18 protein-coding genes are annotated in these 18049 nt (G+C 50.0%); 4 read left to right on the top strand and 14 right to left on the bottom strand.

What is annotated here, in order from left to right; translation table 11 throughout:
- Window positions 1-103: 103 nt before the first annotated feature.
- Both HQN87_RS00325 and HQN87_RS00320 read right to left on the bottom strand, forming a co-directional pair.
- On the bottom strand, window positions 104-733 hold the full coding sequence (locus HQN87_RS00325) for an SGNH/GDSL hydrolase family protein (RefSeq protein WP_173126027.1): 630 nt from the start codon (window positions 731-733) through the stop codon (window positions 104-106).
- 78 nt (window positions 734-811) lie between these two features.
- Window positions 812-1783 carry an NAD(P)H-dependent flavin oxidoreductase gene (locus tag HQN87_RS00320; protein WP_173126024.1) on the bottom strand — a complete coding sequence of 324 codons (972 nt, stop codon included), beginning with the start codon at window positions 1781-1783 and terminating at the stop codon, window positions 812-814.
- Window positions 1784-1961: 178 nt separating this feature from the next.
- Between HQN87_RS00320 and HQN87_RS00315 the strand changes: the two genes are divergently transcribed.
- Window positions 1962-2588 carry a TetR family transcriptional regulator gene (locus HQN87_RS00315; RefSeq protein ID WP_173126021.1) on the top strand — a complete coding sequence of 209 codons (627 nt, stop codon included), beginning with the start codon at window positions 1962-1964 and terminating at the stop codon, window positions 2586-2588.
- Between the two features lie 27 nt (window positions 2589-2615).
- On the opposite strand, the gene HQN87_RS00310 is transcribed toward HQN87_RS00315, so the two are convergent.
- On the bottom strand, window positions 2616-3794 hold the full coding sequence (locus HQN87_RS00310; protein WP_173126018.1) for an NAD(P)/FAD-dependent oxidoreductase: 1179 nt from the start codon (window positions 3792-3794) through the stop codon (window positions 2616-2618).
- 38 nt (window positions 3795-3832) lie between these two features.
- Window positions 3833-4270, bottom strand: coding sequence for a DUF1641 domain-containing protein (locus HQN87_RS00305; RefSeq protein ID WP_173126015.1), 438 nt, complete (start codon window positions 4268-4270; stop codon window positions 3833-3835).
- A gap of 321 nt (window positions 4271-4591) precedes the next feature.
- On the opposite strand from HQN87_RS00305, the gene HQN87_RS00300 reads away from it, so the two are divergent.
- The gene (locus tag HQN87_RS00300; RefSeq protein ID WP_173126012.1) at window positions 4592-5209 is read left to right on the top strand and encodes a nitroreductase family protein; all 618 of its coding nucleotides are present in this window, start codon (window positions 4592-4594) and stop codon (window positions 5207-5209) included.
- A gap of 65 nt (window positions 5210-5274) precedes the next feature.
- Here the strand turns inward: HQN87_RS00300 and HQN87_RS00295 are convergent, their stop codons facing one another.
- The 10 genes from HQN87_RS00295 to HQN87_RS00250 all read right to left on the bottom strand — a co-directional run bounded on the left by HQN87_RS00295 (window position 5275) and on the right by HQN87_RS00250 (window position 16005).
- A complete protein-coding gene (locus HQN87_RS00295) occupies window positions 5275-5898 on the bottom strand; it encodes a DUF8426 domain-containing protein (protein ID WP_173126009.1) in 624 nt (207 codons plus the stop codon).
- A 516-nt stretch (window positions 5899-6414) separates the two neighbouring features.
- Complete coding sequence (locus HQN87_RS00290) at window positions 6415-7395, bottom strand: hypothetical protein (RefSeq protein ID WP_173126006.1); 981 nt, start codon at window positions 7393-7395, stop codon at window positions 6415-6417.
- Window positions 7374-7967, bottom strand: a complete 594-nt coding sequence (locus HQN87_RS00285) for a sigma-70 family RNA polymerase sigma factor (RefSeq protein WP_173126003.1) — start codon at window positions 7965-7967, stop codon at window positions 7374-7376. The genes HQN87_RS00290 and HQN87_RS00285 overlap by 22 nt, the downstream gene beginning before the upstream one ends.
- Window positions 7968-8170: 203 nt before the next feature.
- Window positions 8171-11548 (bottom strand): X2-like carbohydrate binding domain-containing protein, encoded by a 3378-nt coding sequence (locus tag HQN87_RS00280; RefSeq protein ID WP_173126000.1) that lies wholly within the window; start codon window positions 11546-11548, stop codon window positions 8171-8173.
- Window positions 11549-11743: 195 nt separating this feature from the next.
- Window positions 11744-11971, bottom strand: a complete 228-nt coding sequence (locus HQN87_RS00275; RefSeq protein WP_367272639.1) for a bacteriocin immunity protein — start codon at window positions 11969-11971, stop codon at window positions 11744-11746.
- A gap of 87 nt (window positions 11972-12058) precedes the next feature.
- A complete protein-coding gene (locus tag HQN87_RS00270; protein ID WP_173125994.1) occupies window positions 12059-12712 on the bottom strand; it encodes a hypothetical protein in 654 nt (217 codons plus the stop codon).
- Between the two features lie 172 nt (window positions 12713-12884).
- Window positions 12885-13232, bottom strand: a complete 348-nt coding sequence (locus tag HQN87_RS00265) for a hypothetical protein (protein ID WP_216857086.1) — start codon at window positions 13230-13232, stop codon at window positions 12885-12887.
- A gap of 548 nt (window positions 13233-13780) precedes the next feature.
- Window positions 13781-14431, bottom strand: a complete 651-nt coding sequence (locus tag HQN87_RS00260; RefSeq protein WP_254075325.1) for a DUF1775 domain-containing protein — start codon at window positions 14429-14431, stop codon at window positions 13781-13783.
- 67 nt (window positions 14432-14498) lie between these two features.
- Window positions 14499-15164, bottom strand: a complete 666-nt coding sequence (locus tag HQN87_RS00255; RefSeq protein WP_039297122.1) for a response regulator — start codon at window positions 15162-15164, stop codon at window positions 14499-14501.
- Window positions 15133-16005, bottom strand: a complete 873-nt coding sequence (locus HQN87_RS00250; protein WP_173125986.1) for a sensor histidine kinase — start codon at window positions 16003-16005, stop codon at window positions 15133-15135. Before HQN87_RS00250 ends, HQN87_RS00255 begins: the two co-directional genes overlap by 32 nt.
- A 219-nt stretch (window positions 16006-16224) precedes the next feature.
- On the opposite strand from HQN87_RS00250, the gene HQN87_RS00245 reads away from it, so the two are divergent.
- Both HQN87_RS00245 and HQN87_RS00240 read left to right on the top strand, forming a co-directional pair.
- Window positions 16225-16920, top strand: coding sequence for a response regulator transcription factor (locus tag HQN87_RS00245; protein ID WP_173125983.1), 696 nt, complete (start codon window positions 16225-16227; stop codon window positions 16918-16920).
- The gene (locus HQN87_RS00240; protein WP_173125980.1) at window positions 16913-18010 is read left to right on the top strand and encodes a sensor histidine kinase; all 1098 of its coding nucleotides are present in this window, start codon (window positions 16913-16915) and stop codon (window positions 18008-18010) included. The genes HQN87_RS00245 and HQN87_RS00240 overlap by 8 nt, the downstream gene beginning before the upstream one ends.
- The last annotated feature ends 39 nt before the right edge of the window (window positions 18011-18049 follow it).

Below are 18049 nucleotides of genomic sequence, written 5' to 3'. Positions count from 1 at the left end.
GAGTGAAATGAACTCCCGGACAGATAACAACAACCGGTCCCCTATACGCAGGAACCGGTTGTGCGGCAATTTCGGTATGTAGCAGTTCTCCCGCTATTCCACTTTAGCTTATAGCCCCTACTGCTCTCATCCAGGCATCTGCAATCAGCGCATGTCCGGCAGGTGAAGGATGGACACCGTCACCAGCCCAGAAGGCAGGCTCAGCCTTAACGGAAGCCGCTGCGAACAAGCCGTCCAGCGGGACGAGCACAGCGCCATATTCACGGGCCAGCTCACGTACTACATGAATTTTCGGGTCCAGATCCTGACGCCAGCCCTTACGGTCTTCCGGCACCGGCAACACGAACGGCTCAACCAGCACCAGCCTGGCATCCAGATGCTGCTTCGTGCGTTCAATCAGGTCGCGGTAGGAGGCCTCGAATTCGGCCGCTGTTGTCTCCTGCCCGGAATCAAACCGCCGCCAAGTATCATTGACTCCAATATAAATGGATACCCAGGTTGGCTTCAGCTCCAGACAATCCCTACCCCAGCGCTCCTGCAGATCCACTGCACGGTTGCCGCTGATCCCCCGGTTGATGAACGTAAGGTTCTTCTCCGGATACTGCAGCCCCAGACGGGCGCCCGCCATCAGCGCGTAACCTACACCCAGCGATGCAGCGTCAGCGTAATTACGTCCGCAATCCGTGATACTATCCCCCTGGAACAAGATGATATCGTTCTTTTGAAATGGCATGCCTAAATCCTCCTATGAACACATCTAATAGTATAAACATGATCATTATAGCAAATAGGCGTTCCTGCGAACACGTTTTCATTGTATATTTTTCAAGATATAATCCGCCATTAGTTCATTTATGATTTCCTCACATGTTGTAATCTCTTGAATAAACTGGATTCCACTGGATACGGTATTAATTCCTTCTTCAAGCTGCCCATCCAACATGGCTGTCTTCAAATTTCCTATTCTCGAATAAGTGCTATCCACTTCATGATCCTTCAGCTTGTGAGCCTCTAAAGCCGCTGAATGCGGAGTTGCCCGCCAGTAGCCGCCGTAACCGGTGCGAAGAAGGACTAAATCTTCTGTACCGTGCTTCACTATATCCTGTTTAGCATTCTCGTGGGCAGGCGACTCAACAGATGCAATGAACCTTGTACCAAGATACACCCCTTCGGCGCCTAAGGCAAAAGCAGCGTTTACCCCTCGCTTATCCGTAATCCCTCCGGTTGCCATGACGGGGATTTTCACCGCATCCACAATCATAGGAACGACTGTCATTGTACCAACCGGGATGTCCGGCGTCGAACCGCCTTCGTCAAAACCAGTAGCCACAATAATGTCAGCACCTGCTCCTTCTGCCTTTTTGGCTCCCATAACCGTTGGATGCAGTTCCCTGAAAACGACCGTGAAGCCTAATCCCTTCAATCTTTTCATATCCTTTTCGTTCGCTTCGCCAACGACCACAAGAACCTGTACCTCCTCCTCCATTAGAACCTTTAATTGCGCTTCTCCATAAGGATTCGCTCCTGCATCCACAGCAGGGGGGAAATAATTGACTCCAAAAGGCTTATCTGTTAATGCTTTCGTTTTTCTGATCTCTGTTCTTAAACGTTCTGCACTATCTTCTGGCCCATTTGCTACCGTATGATGCCCTGCATTTGGGCCAAGTGTCCCCATCCCCCCGGCATTCGATACTGCTGCGACCAGTTCGGCTGATGTCACCCAAGACATAGGTGCTTGAATGATGGGATACTTAATCCCTAGAATATCTGTTATTCTGTTCATGCTATTTGACAACTCCCTTTCCTTCCGGACATCTAATCAACATATTTATTATAAGCAACACATGTTGTATAATTAATTTTAGTGAAGTTCGAGCATAATTCAATCATCAGTTTCGCCCGATTATGGCTTAAGCAACATTTCAATACATCTGTTGATTATGGAAGGAAGGAAATTTCATATGGAGGACAAGAGACCCGATCCCCGGACTATCCGAACGAGGAAATTGTTGGTGGATGCGTTTACACATTTAACTAACAAAAAAGACTTCAAGGATATCACTATTAAAGATATCACGGACCAGGCAACGCTGAACCGGGCAACCTTTTATGCTCATTTCGAGGATAAATATGAATTGATGGAAAATGCTATTTCTGAAGGGATTGTAGAACAACTCGGGGATTGCCTGAAGAATTTCGACACCTTAAATAAAGAGACGATGATCAATATCTTCATGCTGCTAACAACGTTTCAGAGGAACTTCGAAAATGAATTAACCTCCCAATGCAAGAGAAGTTTTCAATCGTTCAGATATATTTTCGAATCCAAAATAAAGTTTGAACTGGAGAAATTATTTCAGACTATTCTACAAAACGATCATCAAATATCGGATTCGGAATCCATCAAAGTTGGCGCCTCTGTGTTAAGTGCGGGCATATTTGGAGCAACTCTGGATTGGAAGCTTAACAGTACGTTGTCTGCAGAACAATATATTCAATATGCTATTCCCTATATTTCAGGGGAGTTTCTTGGACACAATACACAAGCGGCAATGGAGCATAAACAAAAAGCAGCGATTCCCGAATAACGGGAATCGCTGCTTTTGTAACGTTGATCAATAAGCCAGACTGAACAACCCGTGAATATGGGTCAAATAACGGATATTGCTGGCTTCCTTCATCAGCGTAGCCGGCAGCCCCTTCAGCGGGGTGGAGTTACCGCCGACAATGGCTACCCCGTCCTTGCGTCCCAGACTGGCAAGTGTGCCGGAATTGACCGGGCTGAAGGCTTCCGGAGCTTTATCATTCAGATAAGCAAACAGATTGTAGCCGATCAGCTCACCCATCTGCCAGGCAATTTGTGCGGTTGGCGGATATGGGCGGCCGTCCGGCGCGAAGTATACCGCACTGTCGCCGGCTACAAATACATTCTGGTGTGAAGTGGACTGCAGGAACTCATTCACCGTTGCCCGGCCGCGGTTCACTTCAAGTCCGGATTCGCCGACCAGCGGATTCCCCTGTACGCCGCCCGTCCAGACGAAGGTATTCGCCACGATCTGCTGGCCATCCTTCAGGTCAATGGTATTGCCGGCCACATTGGTAACAGGAAGACCGGTCAGGAACTGAACGCCACGTTTCTCCAGGCTGGCTGTAGCGCGCTCAATCAGATGATCCGGCAGCACCGGCAGAATCTTAGGACCGGCTTCAACGAGCAGGAGCCGGATTTCTTTTGGATCGACTCCGTACTTTTTAGTCAGCTTAGGCAGTACGTCAGCAATCTCACCTACCAGCTCTACTCCTGTCAGACCGCCGCCGCCGATAAGAATAGTGGCATCCGCGACGTTGCGGGTTGCAGCATACTGGCGAATCCGGTCTTCAATATGTGCATGAATCTTAAGCGCATCCGCTGCTGATTTCAGAACCATGCTGTGCTCCTCTAGTCCGGGAATACCGAAGTAGGCTGTCGTGCTGCCGAGTCCTACCACCAGTGCGTCATAAGTCAACATCACGCCGTCCGAGAGGATGACTTGCTTGTTCTCCACGGAGAAGGAATTGACCTTGGCAATCTTCAGGTCGATGTCCTTACCGGCAAACAGCTTGGCAAGCGGCATCGCCACCGCCTGTTCCGACGCACTGCCCGCAGCAAGCCGGTGCAATTCCGTAATAATCTGGTGCGTAGGATATTGATTGACTACAGTAACTCTGGCTTCAGCCTTACTCATATATTTACGTACGGTTAGTGCACTCAACAGGCCGCCGTAACCTGCACCTAGAATAACGATATGTTTTGACATGAGAATTCCTCCATCCTTACAATTAAGAGTTGAACAGATTATTTACCGGATTGACGTTCGCCGCTGACCTGCAGATAAGCATTCATGAACCGGAGCGCCTTCTGCACCTGCGGGTCCTTGATCATCTTCATCATCCCGAACAGGCTGATTGTTTCTGTGCTTGCATCCGCTCGGTCCTTCGCTTCAATGGCGGTAGCCGCCAGGTTCTTGACCGTGCCAACCACAGGACCCGCCATCTCCTGGATTGCACCTACTGTATCATTCTTCAATACTTCATCTGTGGCAACCGACTGCACGAAGTCCAGCGATTTGCTCAATGTGCTGACGAGTTGAGTAATCTGCGGAAGCTGCTCGACCAGAAGAATCAGAGATTGCTGAACCTCCGGCTTCAAAAGCTCTTGCAGAATATCCTCTCTGGGGAGGGCTGCTGCTGGTTTTTCTTGCTCAAGTGGGGTTTGAGTAATGGTTTCTGACATATCAAAGTCTCCTTTACGATGGTATTGCTGGTGAAATTTCATCCAATGAAACTATGTGACTATTATAACACTGTGTTTGTTATAAATGTCACAATCTTTTTGGCTTTATAGCCTAATTATGTGATAATAATCACTTCTTTTCTTCGTTTATCTATCGCAATCGGCAATTTGAACAGAATTTATAAATTTATTGTGTTTTCTCATTGACGGATGGGAATAGTCGTGATATCTTAAGCAAGTAACTTAATGTAAGTACATTTAAATATATTAGCAATTGATTATAACTAAGCAGCATACATATTACGATGGAGGTAATCAATAATGAGTACTTTTTCCGAATTGGTACAGTCCCGCAGATCGGCCAATAATTTCGTGGAAGGGGTTAAGATTCCGCAAAGTGAACTCGAAGAGATGTTCTCGCTGGCCCGCCTGGCCCCCTCAGCCTTTAACCTGCAGCACACCCACTACAAAGTCATCAGCGACGATACGGTGAAGGAAGAAATCCGCAATGCCGCCTACGGCCAATACAAAATCCATACCGCTTCCGCTGTTATCGTTGTCCTGGGTGATAAGAATGCTTATCTGCAGGCTCCCGAAATTTATAGCGGACTTAAGCTGCTAGGCGCCATGAGCGAAGAGGCTTATGATCAGACGATCCAAGCCATCAACGGCTCTTATACCGGTAATGATGCTTTTCAGCGCGATGAAGCAATCCGCAATGCCTCTCTGTCAGCCATGCAGTTCATGCTGATTGCCAAGGATAAGGGCTGGGATACCTGCCCGATGATCGGCTTCGATCCCGAAGCGGTGAAGGCCTCCCTCGGTCTCGCCGATCATCTGGTCCCGGTGATGCTGATCACTATCGGCAAAGACAACCAGCAGAAGATCAGACCGCGCGGTTACCGCAAGCCTGTGAATGAGTTCGTTGAATTCATCTAAACCCGGCATAGGATATAAAAGGGTCTTTCCGGCGCTTCAGCCGGAAAGACCCTTTTTGAAATCATTCATTTGGCATATTGCAGAATAGCCACTGCCGCGCGCTCCTGCCGCTCCACATCCGTACTGTGCAGGGCTGCTGTAAGAATAGCCAGTGCCTTCGATACTGTGGCCTCATCCACCTGAACCGGACCGGTACCGGCGGCACTCCCGCCATCCGCAGCCTGATCCCCGAACCACAGATCTATTCTGGCTGCGGGGAGCACTCCGGAATACTCCGTGACCCTGCCGTCAGCTGCAAGCAGCTCTGTTACAGCCGGGTTGACCGCAGCACGGGGCAGACTCTTCAGCCAGGTTACTCCCCGCCGGTGAACTGTTCCGTCCTCGCTTCCGTCAAGCCGGGCATCATAGAAATAATCACCCAGGTCCCCGAGATACACCCACTCTTCATCTGCCATCAGCACATAGTCCCCATCCTGCATGGCATTTACGAAGCAGTCCAGGCTTCCCAGTGCTTGCTCCAGCTCCTGCCCCTGGTAAGCGGCCTCCATAAGCTTGCTGCATATCTCTTCCCTGCTGTTATTCTCCAGATCACCAAGACCGGGATAACCCGCAGTGATATAATTATCCTCCAGAAAAGACTTCAGCCGTTCGCTGCCGGTCTCCGCAAGATTGATTCCAAACAGTCTCATTCCGTTCTTCCCCTTCCGTAACGTAATCATCTTGTAAATTATACAGCAAGTGATATCCCTTTTGAATTTTTATAAAAACTAAGGAAACAGCAGAATAATAGCGCTTACATTAAAATTCTGCAGCAAATAAGCACAAATTTGAGGGTTTTGACTTTTTACTATTCACGCGCAGGACGGTATAATCCAGGTATCAGCTCAAGGAAATCTTGAGAGCTGAGACTATATCTTTGATCCTGACATTAAAGGCTTCCATCTATCTCTCCCTACACGAAACGGTATGAGCTTCTTAAAGCTCACAAGTCTAACAACCCTTCCTATCGTGGGCAGCGGATGAAATAGAGCAGATCTAATGTGCAGGATAGGCAAATCAACTGCCGCCTCGGACGATTTCTACCCGGCTGAGTACAAAGGATAGGATAAGGAGTCTGAGAAGAAACATGGGTATAGTAGTAATAATATAAACCTCTATTGTTGATGTAATTATCGACAATAGAGGTTTATATGTGTTATGCGGACCTAACGCAGCCCCTTAGCTACTGTAAGTAAAGTCTCTCTGGATACCTCCTTCGATTCCGTGCTCACCTGGTGCAGAATATTCTTATCCTCATTCTCCCGCAGCTCAATCCAGCGGATATATGCATAATAGCCGGTGCTGCTTACTTCATAAGCTTGCCGGGACACCACATACAATGCTTTTACCGAACCCACCTTCAACTGCTTAACCGTTGAATCGGCTCCAACATCGGATTGAAGCTGTGATTCAGGGCCAAGGGGGGAATAACTAACAGTGATCGCATCCTCCTTCCCCTTAGGGCCTTGGTATACCAGCTCGGGGCTTACGGTTCCGGCCAGCAGATTGGGAACATTGAAGCTCTTGATCCAGGCGTAATGCTCACCGGGCTTTAGCCGCTTTGTGAGTACATTGGTGTATTTTTTCACCCAGGAGCCATCTGTGATCCCCACTGTGCTGTCAGACCTCCCTTCGGAGAAATGATACCCTTCCGGCAATCTGCCCGGTACTGCCAAAGTGCCCGTGATCGGCTCCATAATCTTCTTCCAGCTCTCTATATCTGTGAACACCTGCGGGCGGTTGATCATACGCAATGAATGACCGGCGTTAGGCTCAGTAATATACAGGATAGCCGATTCGTTCACCGCCAACTGGGACTGAATCTCTTCAATCACCTGCCGCGTCTTGTTGCCAAATGCCGCTGTTTCAATAATCCCCTGATGGACATTCACCTCAATCCCGGTAGAACCATAGCTGATGGCCCATAACCTCTCTGCACCATAAACAACACCTCCGAACAGCATCAGGCCGCAGAGTACAAGAGCGATCCGGACGGTTCCGCGCACCGGCCTTCTGGAGCCTCCGGGTTTCTCCAGGCTATAATATTGCGCAAAACTGGCAGATAACCGCCTGTCCAGCTGCTCCGGTACGGTTGCCGTTTGTTTATAGAAGTCAAAATCCCGTTTCAGTTGATCCTCGACAGACATGCCCATTCCCCCTTCAGCTCCTCTTCCTCTGTAAGTACAGCGTTCTGCCGCAGCTTGCGCAGCGCCTTGTGATGCCTGGATTTCGCAGTGCCCAGCGGAATATCCAGAGCGGATGCAATCTCGTCGAAGCTGCATTCCCCATAATAACGCAGTACAATTACACTGCGCAGCTTGGGGGACAGTCCGGCTACAAGCTCCAGCAGCGCTCCGCGCTGCTCCTGCTTCAGGAGCGGTATATCTGCCCCCGGAAACAATGCCTCTGACGCATTCTCCCTGCTGCGGATAACAATCCGCAGCCTGCGCCAGCTCCTCCGGTTCCAGTTGCTGCATTGTCTCACGATCATTCCGTTCAGCCATGCCCCGAACGGCCGCTTGCCGTCATACTTCGGCAGACTGCGGAACAGCTCGATGTAGATTTCATTGACGACATCGGCCACATCCGCCTGCCGGTTAACCAGCAGACAGACCGTCCCGTACACCTGCTGCCTAATACTGTTATGTAGTAAGGTAAAGGCTTCATTATCTCCATTGCCCAGCCTGTACAGACAATCGTGAAGCTCTTCTTCGGTCATCTCTCCCTCTCCTCTCTGTCTGGATTCAATCTATATTGGTCCGCTGGCGGACGAAGGTTCCCTTGATGCAGAGTGAAATACATCCATTCTATCTATTCACAAAAAAAGCCGTCTGCCCATGATCAATCTCATGGGCAAACGGTTGATTATACTAAACAATCATGCATGACACGATCACTGCTGCTGAGGGTCCGTGATCCCGGTTAAGACGGTTCGTTGCCCCATACGAGACTGCCGGATATATAAGCCGGAAGCTTGGCCCAATCTGCATAAGCCGTACCTGCTGGATTGAAGGAATAATCCTCAGTCTGGGTATAATTGCTCCAATCCGCTTTGGACGCACGCAGTTGAATATCTATGCTTGCTCCCGGGGCCAGTGAGCCAGCGGCACTATTGAAGCCAAGCTCCATATAATAATCCGCTCCGCTCAAGGCAGCCGGAAGCTTCACAAACGTTCCCGTGACATTCTCACTTCCCACCTGTGACCAGTCACAGAAGAAATTCTGAGCCTGCTCACCGTCACTGGTGTAATAATATCTGAGCTTCACATCCCCCAGTGATACCGCAGCCGTTCCGGTATTCACCAGCTTAATCCGCGGGCTCAGCGCATTAACCGCAGCCGCCTGGCTGCTATTGTACATCTGAACTTTAAGCCCGCCATCCGCTGGCGCTGTCGTATCCGCTACCGTGACCGCCAGGGTCTTCGCGGCTCCGGCACTGAAGTTGAAGCTCAGCGTGGTTGTACCCACAGCCTGCGCGGCCAGATAGACCTTGTGAATCGTCACTGCCGAACCGCTCACGGTGTAATCCGTTCCAGCCGTCAACGTTGCCGCTCCGTTCTTGATAGAGGTTAAGGTGTTCCCGTTCAGCGTCATCGTCACTTCGATATCGCTCTGATTCCCGCTCTTCTTGTCAAAGCCCGCGCTGACTGGCGTAATCGCTGAATCTGTGGCTGTTGTGGACGTATCCACTACCGTAACCGCCAGGGTCTTAGAGGCTCCGGCGCTGAAGTGAAAGCTCAGCGTGGTTGTACCCACAGCCTGCGCGGCCAGATAGGCCTTGTGAATGGTCACTGCCGAACCAGTGACCGTGTAATCCGTTCCGGCTGTTAACGTTGCCGCTCCGTTCTTAATAGAGGTTAAGGTGTTCCCGTTCAGCGTCATCGTCACTCCGATATCGCTCTGATTCCCGCTCTTCTTGTCAAAACCCGCGCTGACTGGCGTAATGGTAGCGCCTGTAACCGGTGCGTTCACCGGGTCAGCGTATAAGGTTCCGCGTCCGTTGGTTCCCAGATACACGCGTCCATAGATCCGCGGATCTCCTGTAATCGCCATGTTGATTCTGGCATACTGATGATTATCATCATTAATCCGCACCCAGCTGGCTCCAGCGTCATCCGAACGGAAGACTCCTCTAACGCCATCAATCTGGGCTACCGTATAGAGTGCCATATAATTCTCACCCGGCGCGGCCTTTCCGAACCCGATCAGGTCCGCTTCTTCCACATTGCTCAACTTAGTGAAGCTTGCCCCGGAGTTCGTAGAATGCCATATGCCATACTTATCCTGCGGATGTCCGCCGGCAAACCAGATATCGCCTTCCACGCCCGGCATGGCCTTCAGGCTCACTTGCGCCTGGCTCGGCTGGAGGCCGTTCACGTTATTGGCTGGCAAGCCGGTCGCAGCCGTAGCTGTGAAGGCGGCTCCGCTATCTGTACTGACATAGAGCTTACCCTCATAGAAGCCATAGAATTTATTCGGATTCACCCGGTCGGATGCTATCTTCGCTCCGGCAGGAATTCCGCTGCTCGCTGTCCAGGAGTTGCCGCCTGACTTGGAGTAAAAGATCCCGATATCCGAGGTGCTCCACAGAAGCGCATTCCCACTGGCAGATACAGCTACCTGACCCTGCCCTACCGTGGTACTGCCTCCTTTGGAGGGTTCTGCATTCGGCATGTACCAGTTTTTTCCGTTGTCATTCGAGATCCCAATCGACTTACCGTTCGGATATTTCTCTTTGTCCACACCGCCGACACGGACAACATAGGCCGGGTCCAGCTCCGCATAATCGATACTGTTCGTGCTGGCCCAGGAAGGGCTGGTCTGGAACTTGACCGGGGCCGCTGTTAGATCCTCATACCGGAAGCCGGACACATCGCCAAGCGCAGTAATCAGATGAGCGCCCGCCGGCGGGCTGATCAGCCCCAGCACCGCAGTCTCTTCTACTCCCTTGGCCATCACGGATATTTTAACCTTGCCGCCGGTATCCCAGGCCCCCAGATTATTCGTACCGTAGATTGTAGCACCTGTACCGTACATCATCCGATCCGAGTTGAACGGGTCAATCTCCAGATCCCCCATCATCCAGCCCAGCTTTGGCGCGGGATCAAGGGAAGTTGAGGTCAATCCGTGATCAAGCCATTGGGCCGCCGTGATATCCATCTCGAACTTATAATTACGTTCCGGATAACTGCCCCAGTCCCAGATCCGGCGCCAGGTCTCCCCGACGTCCTTGCTGCGGAAGATCACCTCGTCCGGCCACCAGGCATTAAGGCTGGCGACCATAAGCGTATTCGGATGCTGGGCATCCAGTGCAAGCCCCCCGAAGCCGTAGAAGTTGTCAGCTCCGGTCGACGGGCTGATGTTTTTCCAGACGCCGCTGGTTGTGTTATATTTCCAGACCTCACCCTTGCGTCCGTCATACGGCCCGACCCCGTCACTGTAGGTAAGGTACAGATCGCCGGTTGCGGACAGCTCCCCATGATGCGGAAGCAAGCCTACCGGCTGACCCGGCAGCGCCGACCAGGTTGCTCCTCCATCCGTGCTGCGGAACACACTTTCGGCCGTATCTGCGACTCCGACATAGATCGTCTGGGTAGCTTGTCCAGCAGAGCCCGTGCTTTTATCAAAAGTAATCCAGGACAGGCCCACGATATCACTCTGATACTCATTCGCAGGATTCTGGACATACGTCCCTACGTTAGTGAAGGAGGTAACCTTGGACCAGGTCACCCCGGAGTCCACACTCTTCCAAAGGCCGTTCCCGCTCCGCGCCCCGAAGAACAGGATACTGTTCTTATTCGGGTCAATCACCAGCCGTTCTCCGGCTGAACGTCCAGGCATATTACCTCCCACCTTGAACGGAAGCGGCGTGGATTGCCATGTATCCCCCCGGTCGCTGGAGCGCATAATTTGACCATTGCCATCCCAGGAATTCGTGTACGTCCCGGTTGCCATATACACCTTGTCCGGATCAACCGGATCGGTAGCCAGCGCGTCTACACCGTTCTTGTTCCAGTCCACCCAGCCGACGGTATCATTCAGCGGAATCCAGCTCCCGCTCGCCTCATTCCAGCGGTAAGCCCCGCCAATATCCGTCCGCGCATAGATCAGATCCGGTTCACTCTGGTTGAAAATAATCCCCGGCACAAAACCGCCGCCCGCCCCGGTAACCACACTGTTCCAGCTGTAGTCTTCACTGGCTGCGGCATGGGTTACAGCGGGAGCAACGTTAAACAAAGAGCCTGACATCGCTGTCAGCAGGACGAGTATTCCTAGTCTTCGGATACGTTTTCGAGTCATGATTCCTACCTCCCATAGCATACTTTGATAACGCTTTCATTATATAACCTGTCCTACCCGCCCCGTGAGAGAAAACGGTTGATTATGTGTGAAAATTGTCATCTGTTATCGTACCGTTTTCTCATTTGACGATATTTGCGATAGAGCAGTACACAAAAAAACCTCGCGATCAGCAATCGCAAGGCAGTTCTAGCGCTAGTTCTCCATTGGGGGCGACAGCACAATCGGCTGATACACTAACGCAGCATCTATAATCTCCTCCGGCGTCAGCTCCGGCTCATTCCAGAAGATCAGATCACTCACGCCGGGGTGAGGCACGTTTCTCACAACGATCTCCAGCCATTGGTCCAGCTCTGCCTCTGTTCCTTCGGCGTTAACGATCTTGGTTACGAGTTCGATCAGTTGTTCTTTTGTAAGCGGCACTCGGAAGCCTCCTTTTATGTACCAAATACCTAACTTTGAGCTATTCCCATTTTCACTTCTGTCCATGGAGCACCCCACTAATTTTTTTTAAATATGAGGCTGGTTCTGAGCCTTATTAAATAAATTTTCTTTAGCTTTTCTATCGTTTTCATTGTCAACAGGTTTTCTAAACTCTAATAATCCGTCTTTTGTAATAGCATTGCAATCTAAAGCATACTCAAGTGACCTATAAGATCTATATTCCAGCAATTTGACAACTTGTTCTTTATTCAGTCTGCCGCCTTTTCTTACTGTTTCTCTACATTTATAAGTTGCTAGTTCTTTCTTAAACGCCTTACTGGTGAATTCCATACCCAATGATAGAAGTAACTGGGGATTTATTTTTTCTGACTTTATAGCATCTATAATAAGACTTTCAATCCCTAAATATTTATGTTGTTTATAGCTAACAATCATCTCGTTAACTAATTCTGTATTTAAGAATTCGGAACTGTTATCTTCACATTTAAGTTTAAAGTAAAACCAAGTAATATGCTCTTTGGCTGTAGGTGACATAACAATTGAGCTTAGCACTTTATAAAGGCGATTTAATTCATGTTTAGAAAGTTCTCCATGCAACTCTGCCTGCTCCCCAACTTCCAACTGGGAAATATAATTATTTAACTCTGATATTATTTTCTCTCCTTTTGAGTGGTCTCTTCCCAATATTTCTTTAATATAAATAAGTGTGTTTTCGTGCATATTAGCTCCTCTCTAAAACTATTTTCCATATTTATTCGGATTGTTGTATCTATACCATTTTCATATTAAGATAATTTTTTTCTAAAAGAAAAACCACATGGAGTCAGTAACTCACTGTGGTTTAGCCTTATAGAATACTAAGTTGAGTTCTTTGAGTTACAATTCGATGAAATTATTCTATGTTTAAATTAAAAAATTCATAAATATTCTTATCATCCACTGGCTTTACAATTTCAAAATATTTCTGTTCATATAACTTTCTCACAACAAATTCGATCTCCGCTTTACTCACATCTTTTACTAGAACTAGATTAGGTTCTCCTGAATAATACCCATATGTCTCTAATTCTAATTCATGATCCTGTTGAAGCCTTACTATATCATAGACCTTTATGTTAAATAACTTGTTCAGTACCTCAACATAAACATCATTTCTGTACCCCTTGCTATTTCCCTCAAATTCTGCAAGTTCCGTATCATCTAAAAAAAACTTTGATGTTATCCATACATCCCCCCCCAATTCTAATTTGTTGGTGAAACTACTATTTGATTTAATAACTTTTGATATTGATCAGCATTCATATTGTAGGAAGGAACTATTTCGTAATGCTCAGCTCGTTTTCATGTTGAATAACATTCAATCCCACTGGTAAACTATCAATTCGATAAGCGCCGCCGAATCTTATCAAAGTTCCTGACTCCACATCTTCACCAGTAGTCTGTCGCCGCGTACCAAATTTGCTTGATCAACAAATTCTCGGTTGATGATCTTAAACCACACTCTTCATAGAATAAAGAACCCCATGTAACTTACATAGGGTCTTAAAGTGCCCCTTCAATTTTATACACCATTTTCAAATTAAAAAGAGAGTTTTATATGTTTAACAAAGAGGATAATTTATCTAAATAATCACCTAGCACAAATCTTGTTACCCATCCCCGGATAATTCAGAATATAACCAGATTTAAAGTACAAAGAACCCTGCACCGGAAGGTTACACCTTCTGATACAGGGTTCTCTCTATTTAATCAGGTCGCTCCACTCTGACCTATCTCATACCAAGTGGCCTACTCCTTCTTCCCCCGAAGCAAAGCCACGGCCGCCAGCAGGAACGACACCAGCGAGATGCCGAGGGTAATATAGAGCATCGGCGAGGTGCCGGTGCTGGCGCCTTCATTGTCCACAATGGCCTGATGCTCGTCCATTGTCATGGTATCATTGCTAGCCTTGTCTGCGGCACCGTGGCCGTGACCGCCATCGGCGCTGCCGGAGGCTTCAGCGATGGCGGTGATGGAATGCGGGGATTCCGAGCCAGCTTCGCCGGACCATTGCACCAGACTGCCGTCAGCATAATGCTGATAGGCATCCCAGGCAATATCGCCTGCGGTATCCGGGTTCTTGGCGGTGAAGTAGAAGCGCTGGAACTGTCCGGCCTGTATGCCGCCTTCCTTCGCAATCCAGCTCACCTTGTTCCCCTCAACCGTTACCTCCCAGCCGGGTGTGGCCTCGTATTGCTTGAACTCTGCGCCTGCCGGAATCCGCAGGTCTATCCGCACCGTTGCGATGTCCTTTTCAGACGGTACTTTCAGCGTATATGTCTCCCAGGCCCCCGTGCTGGACTGCGCTGGACTAACGGTTACGTGGGCGCTCGCCACGGCTGCGAACAGCATCAGTGCTGCGGCTGCCGGTGCAGCCAGTGCTGCTATTTTGCGAAACATTCTATTCAATGAAATCTCCCCTATTCTCTAATAATGGATATTGGGACTGTCTACGCTATCTTAAGCTCTATCTTTTCCCCGGAAAATCCCGCTCCCGCGAAGCCAGCCCCTGCTCCATCGCGTATCTGGTAAGCTGCGTGCGGTTCTGAAGCTGAAGCTTTTGAAGTATATTCTTAAGATGATTCTTGACCGTATGCTCGGAGATGCCGAGGGTGGCCGCAATCTCTTTATTGGTGGACCCTGAAGACACACAGCCCAGTATCTCCTTCTCCCGCGCCGTTAATGCCTCCCGCTCCTCCTTGACGGAGGTAACGGCGAACTCCTTGAGAATCTGAAAAGCCAGCTCCCGGCTCAGCGGCACCTCCTCACTTACAATAGCCAGCAAATATTCAATCCAGGTGGACGGAGCCAGATTCTTCAGGAGATACCCCTGAGCCCCCTGCTTGAGCGCTTCAAACAAATACGAGATCTCATCCGATACAGTGACGATGACGATCTTCACATACGGATATTCCAGCTTAATGCGGCGCGTGGTCTCCAGACCATCCATTCCCGGCATTTCGATATCAATCAGGATCAGGTCCGGCATCCATTGCCCGGTCCAGACGATGGCCTCCGCTCCGCTGGCAACCGCGCCGATCACTTCGAACCGTTCATCCAGCGCCACAATCTCACTCATCGCTTCACGTGCATGTGCATGGTCATCGACGATCAGTACCCGGCAGCGTTCCATTCTGCGCACCTCCTTTGGCAATTTCCACGGTGGTTCCGTCACTCCCTGACTGTATGTCTAGCCTCCAGCCCATACTGCGGGACCGTTCCCTCATAATCTGCAAGCCATAGCTCCCGATCACCGCAAAAGGATCGTCATGCTGAATCCCGGCACCGTTGTCGGCAATGGTCACCGTCCAATGGAGCTCATTGCCCTGTCCGGACACGGACACCCTGCCTGCACGTGTATGCTTGCGCACATTGATAATCGCTTCGCGGATACAGGATAACAGCTCCGCTTGTTCCGCCGCCGTCAGCGCCTGCTCCTCCAGATGCCAGTCCAGCGACACCTCAATCATGACTTCTCCGGCAATTCCGGCCAGTTGCTCCTTAATGGATCGCTCCAGCGAAAAGCTCTCTTCACCGCTGACCGGCACCTTCAGATTGGCAATTGCCTGACGAACATAACGGTTGACCTCATGGACGGTCTTCTTGATCTGATCCACACTGTCCGCGCTGACGCTGCCGTCCTTACGGCTCTGCTCCAGACGGTCAATCCGCACGGAGAGCAGGAACAGGGATTGCGCCATCCCGTCATGCAGCTCCTTGGCCAGAGCCTCCCGCGCTTCCATCGCCCCTGTTGCCGCCCGCTCCTGCTCCAGCTCCCGCTGGTTCCGCTCCATGATCCGAAAGAGCGGCAGCAGCAGAATAATACTGAACATAAAAACCAATACAGGTGTTAAGTAGTTTCCCGTGTCCATGGAAATGTACGACATCAGGAACTGATGCCGCACCCATTCCCATATGCCGACCATCACGGTCGGAATCAGCAGGATGAGCACTTTAATCCGGGTATACGTCACTGTCCCCTCCCTAATTACTATGGATTACTTTATCATTCCCGGACTTGCTCCGGTATGACTCTTTCGGGCTATACCCGCAGGTAATTGTTACGAAATTAAGTATTTAAAATGTTAGTCTTACTATCATAGCAGTTAGCGAAACAATATCCGATAGGTTACACTAGGATTGACGCACAATCAAGGATAATTTCATGCTGACACTACAGGAGAGATAATGAAATGAAACGAATTACGATTCTTGTCGCCGATGACGATGCGGAAATTGCCGATCTGATCGGACTGCATTTGGAAAAGGAAGGCTATCATCCCATCAAGGTTACGAATGGCACAGCGGCTGTGCAGGTGGTCCAGTCCAGGCATATCGACCTGGCTATTCTGGATATCATGATGCCCGGGCTGGACGGGTATGAGGTGACCCGGCAGATCCGTGAGCAGCATGGGCTGCCGATTATTTTTCTGAGCGCGAAGACTTCGGATCTGGATAAAATCACCGGACTTGTCATCGGCGCCGATGACTATATGACCAAGCCCTTCAACCCCATGGAGCTGGTGGCCCGAGTGAATGCGCAGCTTAGACGTTCCATGCAGCTGAATCAGCCGGTTGCCGAGCAGAAGGCCGTGGTGGAAGCCGGTGGCCTGACGATAGATCCGGACCGCCGCTCGGTGACGCTGTACGGGAATCCCGTTGAGCTGACGCCGAAGGAATTCGATATTCTGTATCTGCTCGCCAGCTACCCCAAAAAAGTATTCAGTGCAGAGCATCTGTTCCGCCAGGTCTGGGGTGAGGCTTATTATGAAGGCGGGAACACTGTGATGGTACATATCCGCACCTTGCGCAAAAAGCTGGGCGAAGAGCAGACCAAAAATACGTGGATCAAAACGATCTGGGGGGTAGGGTATACGTTCAATGGCTAACCTTTTTCGCAGCTTCCGCTTCAAAATGATCTTTCTGCTGGTTCTGAGCATGGCCTGCTCCGGCATTGTTACTTATGTACTGTATAAAATCCTGCAAAGCTACTATACCTCCCAGGTGAAGTTCGAGGACAAGCTGACCCGCTTCCGCTATCTGATTGCCGACTTCGGAGACCTCAATTTCTTCCTGATCTTCTTCATCCCGCTGGCGCTGCTGTTCTTCTTCCTGTTCACCAAGCCGTATGCCCGGTATTTCAAAGAAATCTCGCAGCATATCCGCCTGTTGGCCAACGGGGACTTCAAGAGCCGCATCCGCATTCAATCCAATGATGAATTCGAGGATATTGCCGCCGATCTCAATCTGGCTAAGGATAAGCTCCAGGAAGCGGTGGAACGCGGGGATTTCGCTGAGAACAGCAAGGACAAGCTTGTGCTTAATCTGGCCCATGATCTGCGGACCCCGCTGACCTCCGTGCTCGGCTATCTGGATCTGGTGCTGAAGGACGGACAATTAACCGATGAACAGGTCAAACATTACACAACAATTGCTTATACCAAATCGCAGCGGCTGGAAAAGCTCCTCGATGAGCTGTTTGAGATTACCAGGATGAATTACGGCATGATGACCGTGGAACAGCTCCCCCTCGATCTGAGCAAGCTGCTGGTTCAGTTGAATGAGGAGCTATATCCGGTGCTGGATAACAACGGGCTGACGGCCCGCCTTGAGCTGACTCCGCACCTTTCGATTACCGGGGACGGGGAGCTGCTCGCCCGGGTATTCGAGAACCTGCTGACCAATGCGGTGCGTTATGGCAAAGACGGCCGTTACGTCGATATCCTCTGCCATCCGGAGGAAGATCAGGTCGTTGTCCAGGTCATCAACTATGGAGACAGGATTCCTGAGGAGGACCTGCCTTTTCTATTCGATATGTTCTATACGGGCGACCGGGCGCGGACCCATCAGGAAGGCAGCACCGGCCTGGGCCTGTTCATTGCCAAGAATATCGTAGAGCAGCATCAGGGGACGATCTCCGTCCAGAGTGATACCATCCGTACGCTTTTCGAGGTGCGGCTGCCGGGTCTGATCAAGTAAGAACATCTTTTAAGAAAAACTTTAACTTTACCCCACTTC

Origin of the sequence: Paenibacillus tritici (assembly GCF_013204885.1) — a bacterium.
Lineage (GTDB): Bacteria > Bacillota > Bacilli > Paenibacillales > Paenibacillaceae > Paenibacillus_AQ > Paenibacillus_AQ tritici.
This window is presented reverse-complemented; position numbering and strand designations above follow the sequence as displayed.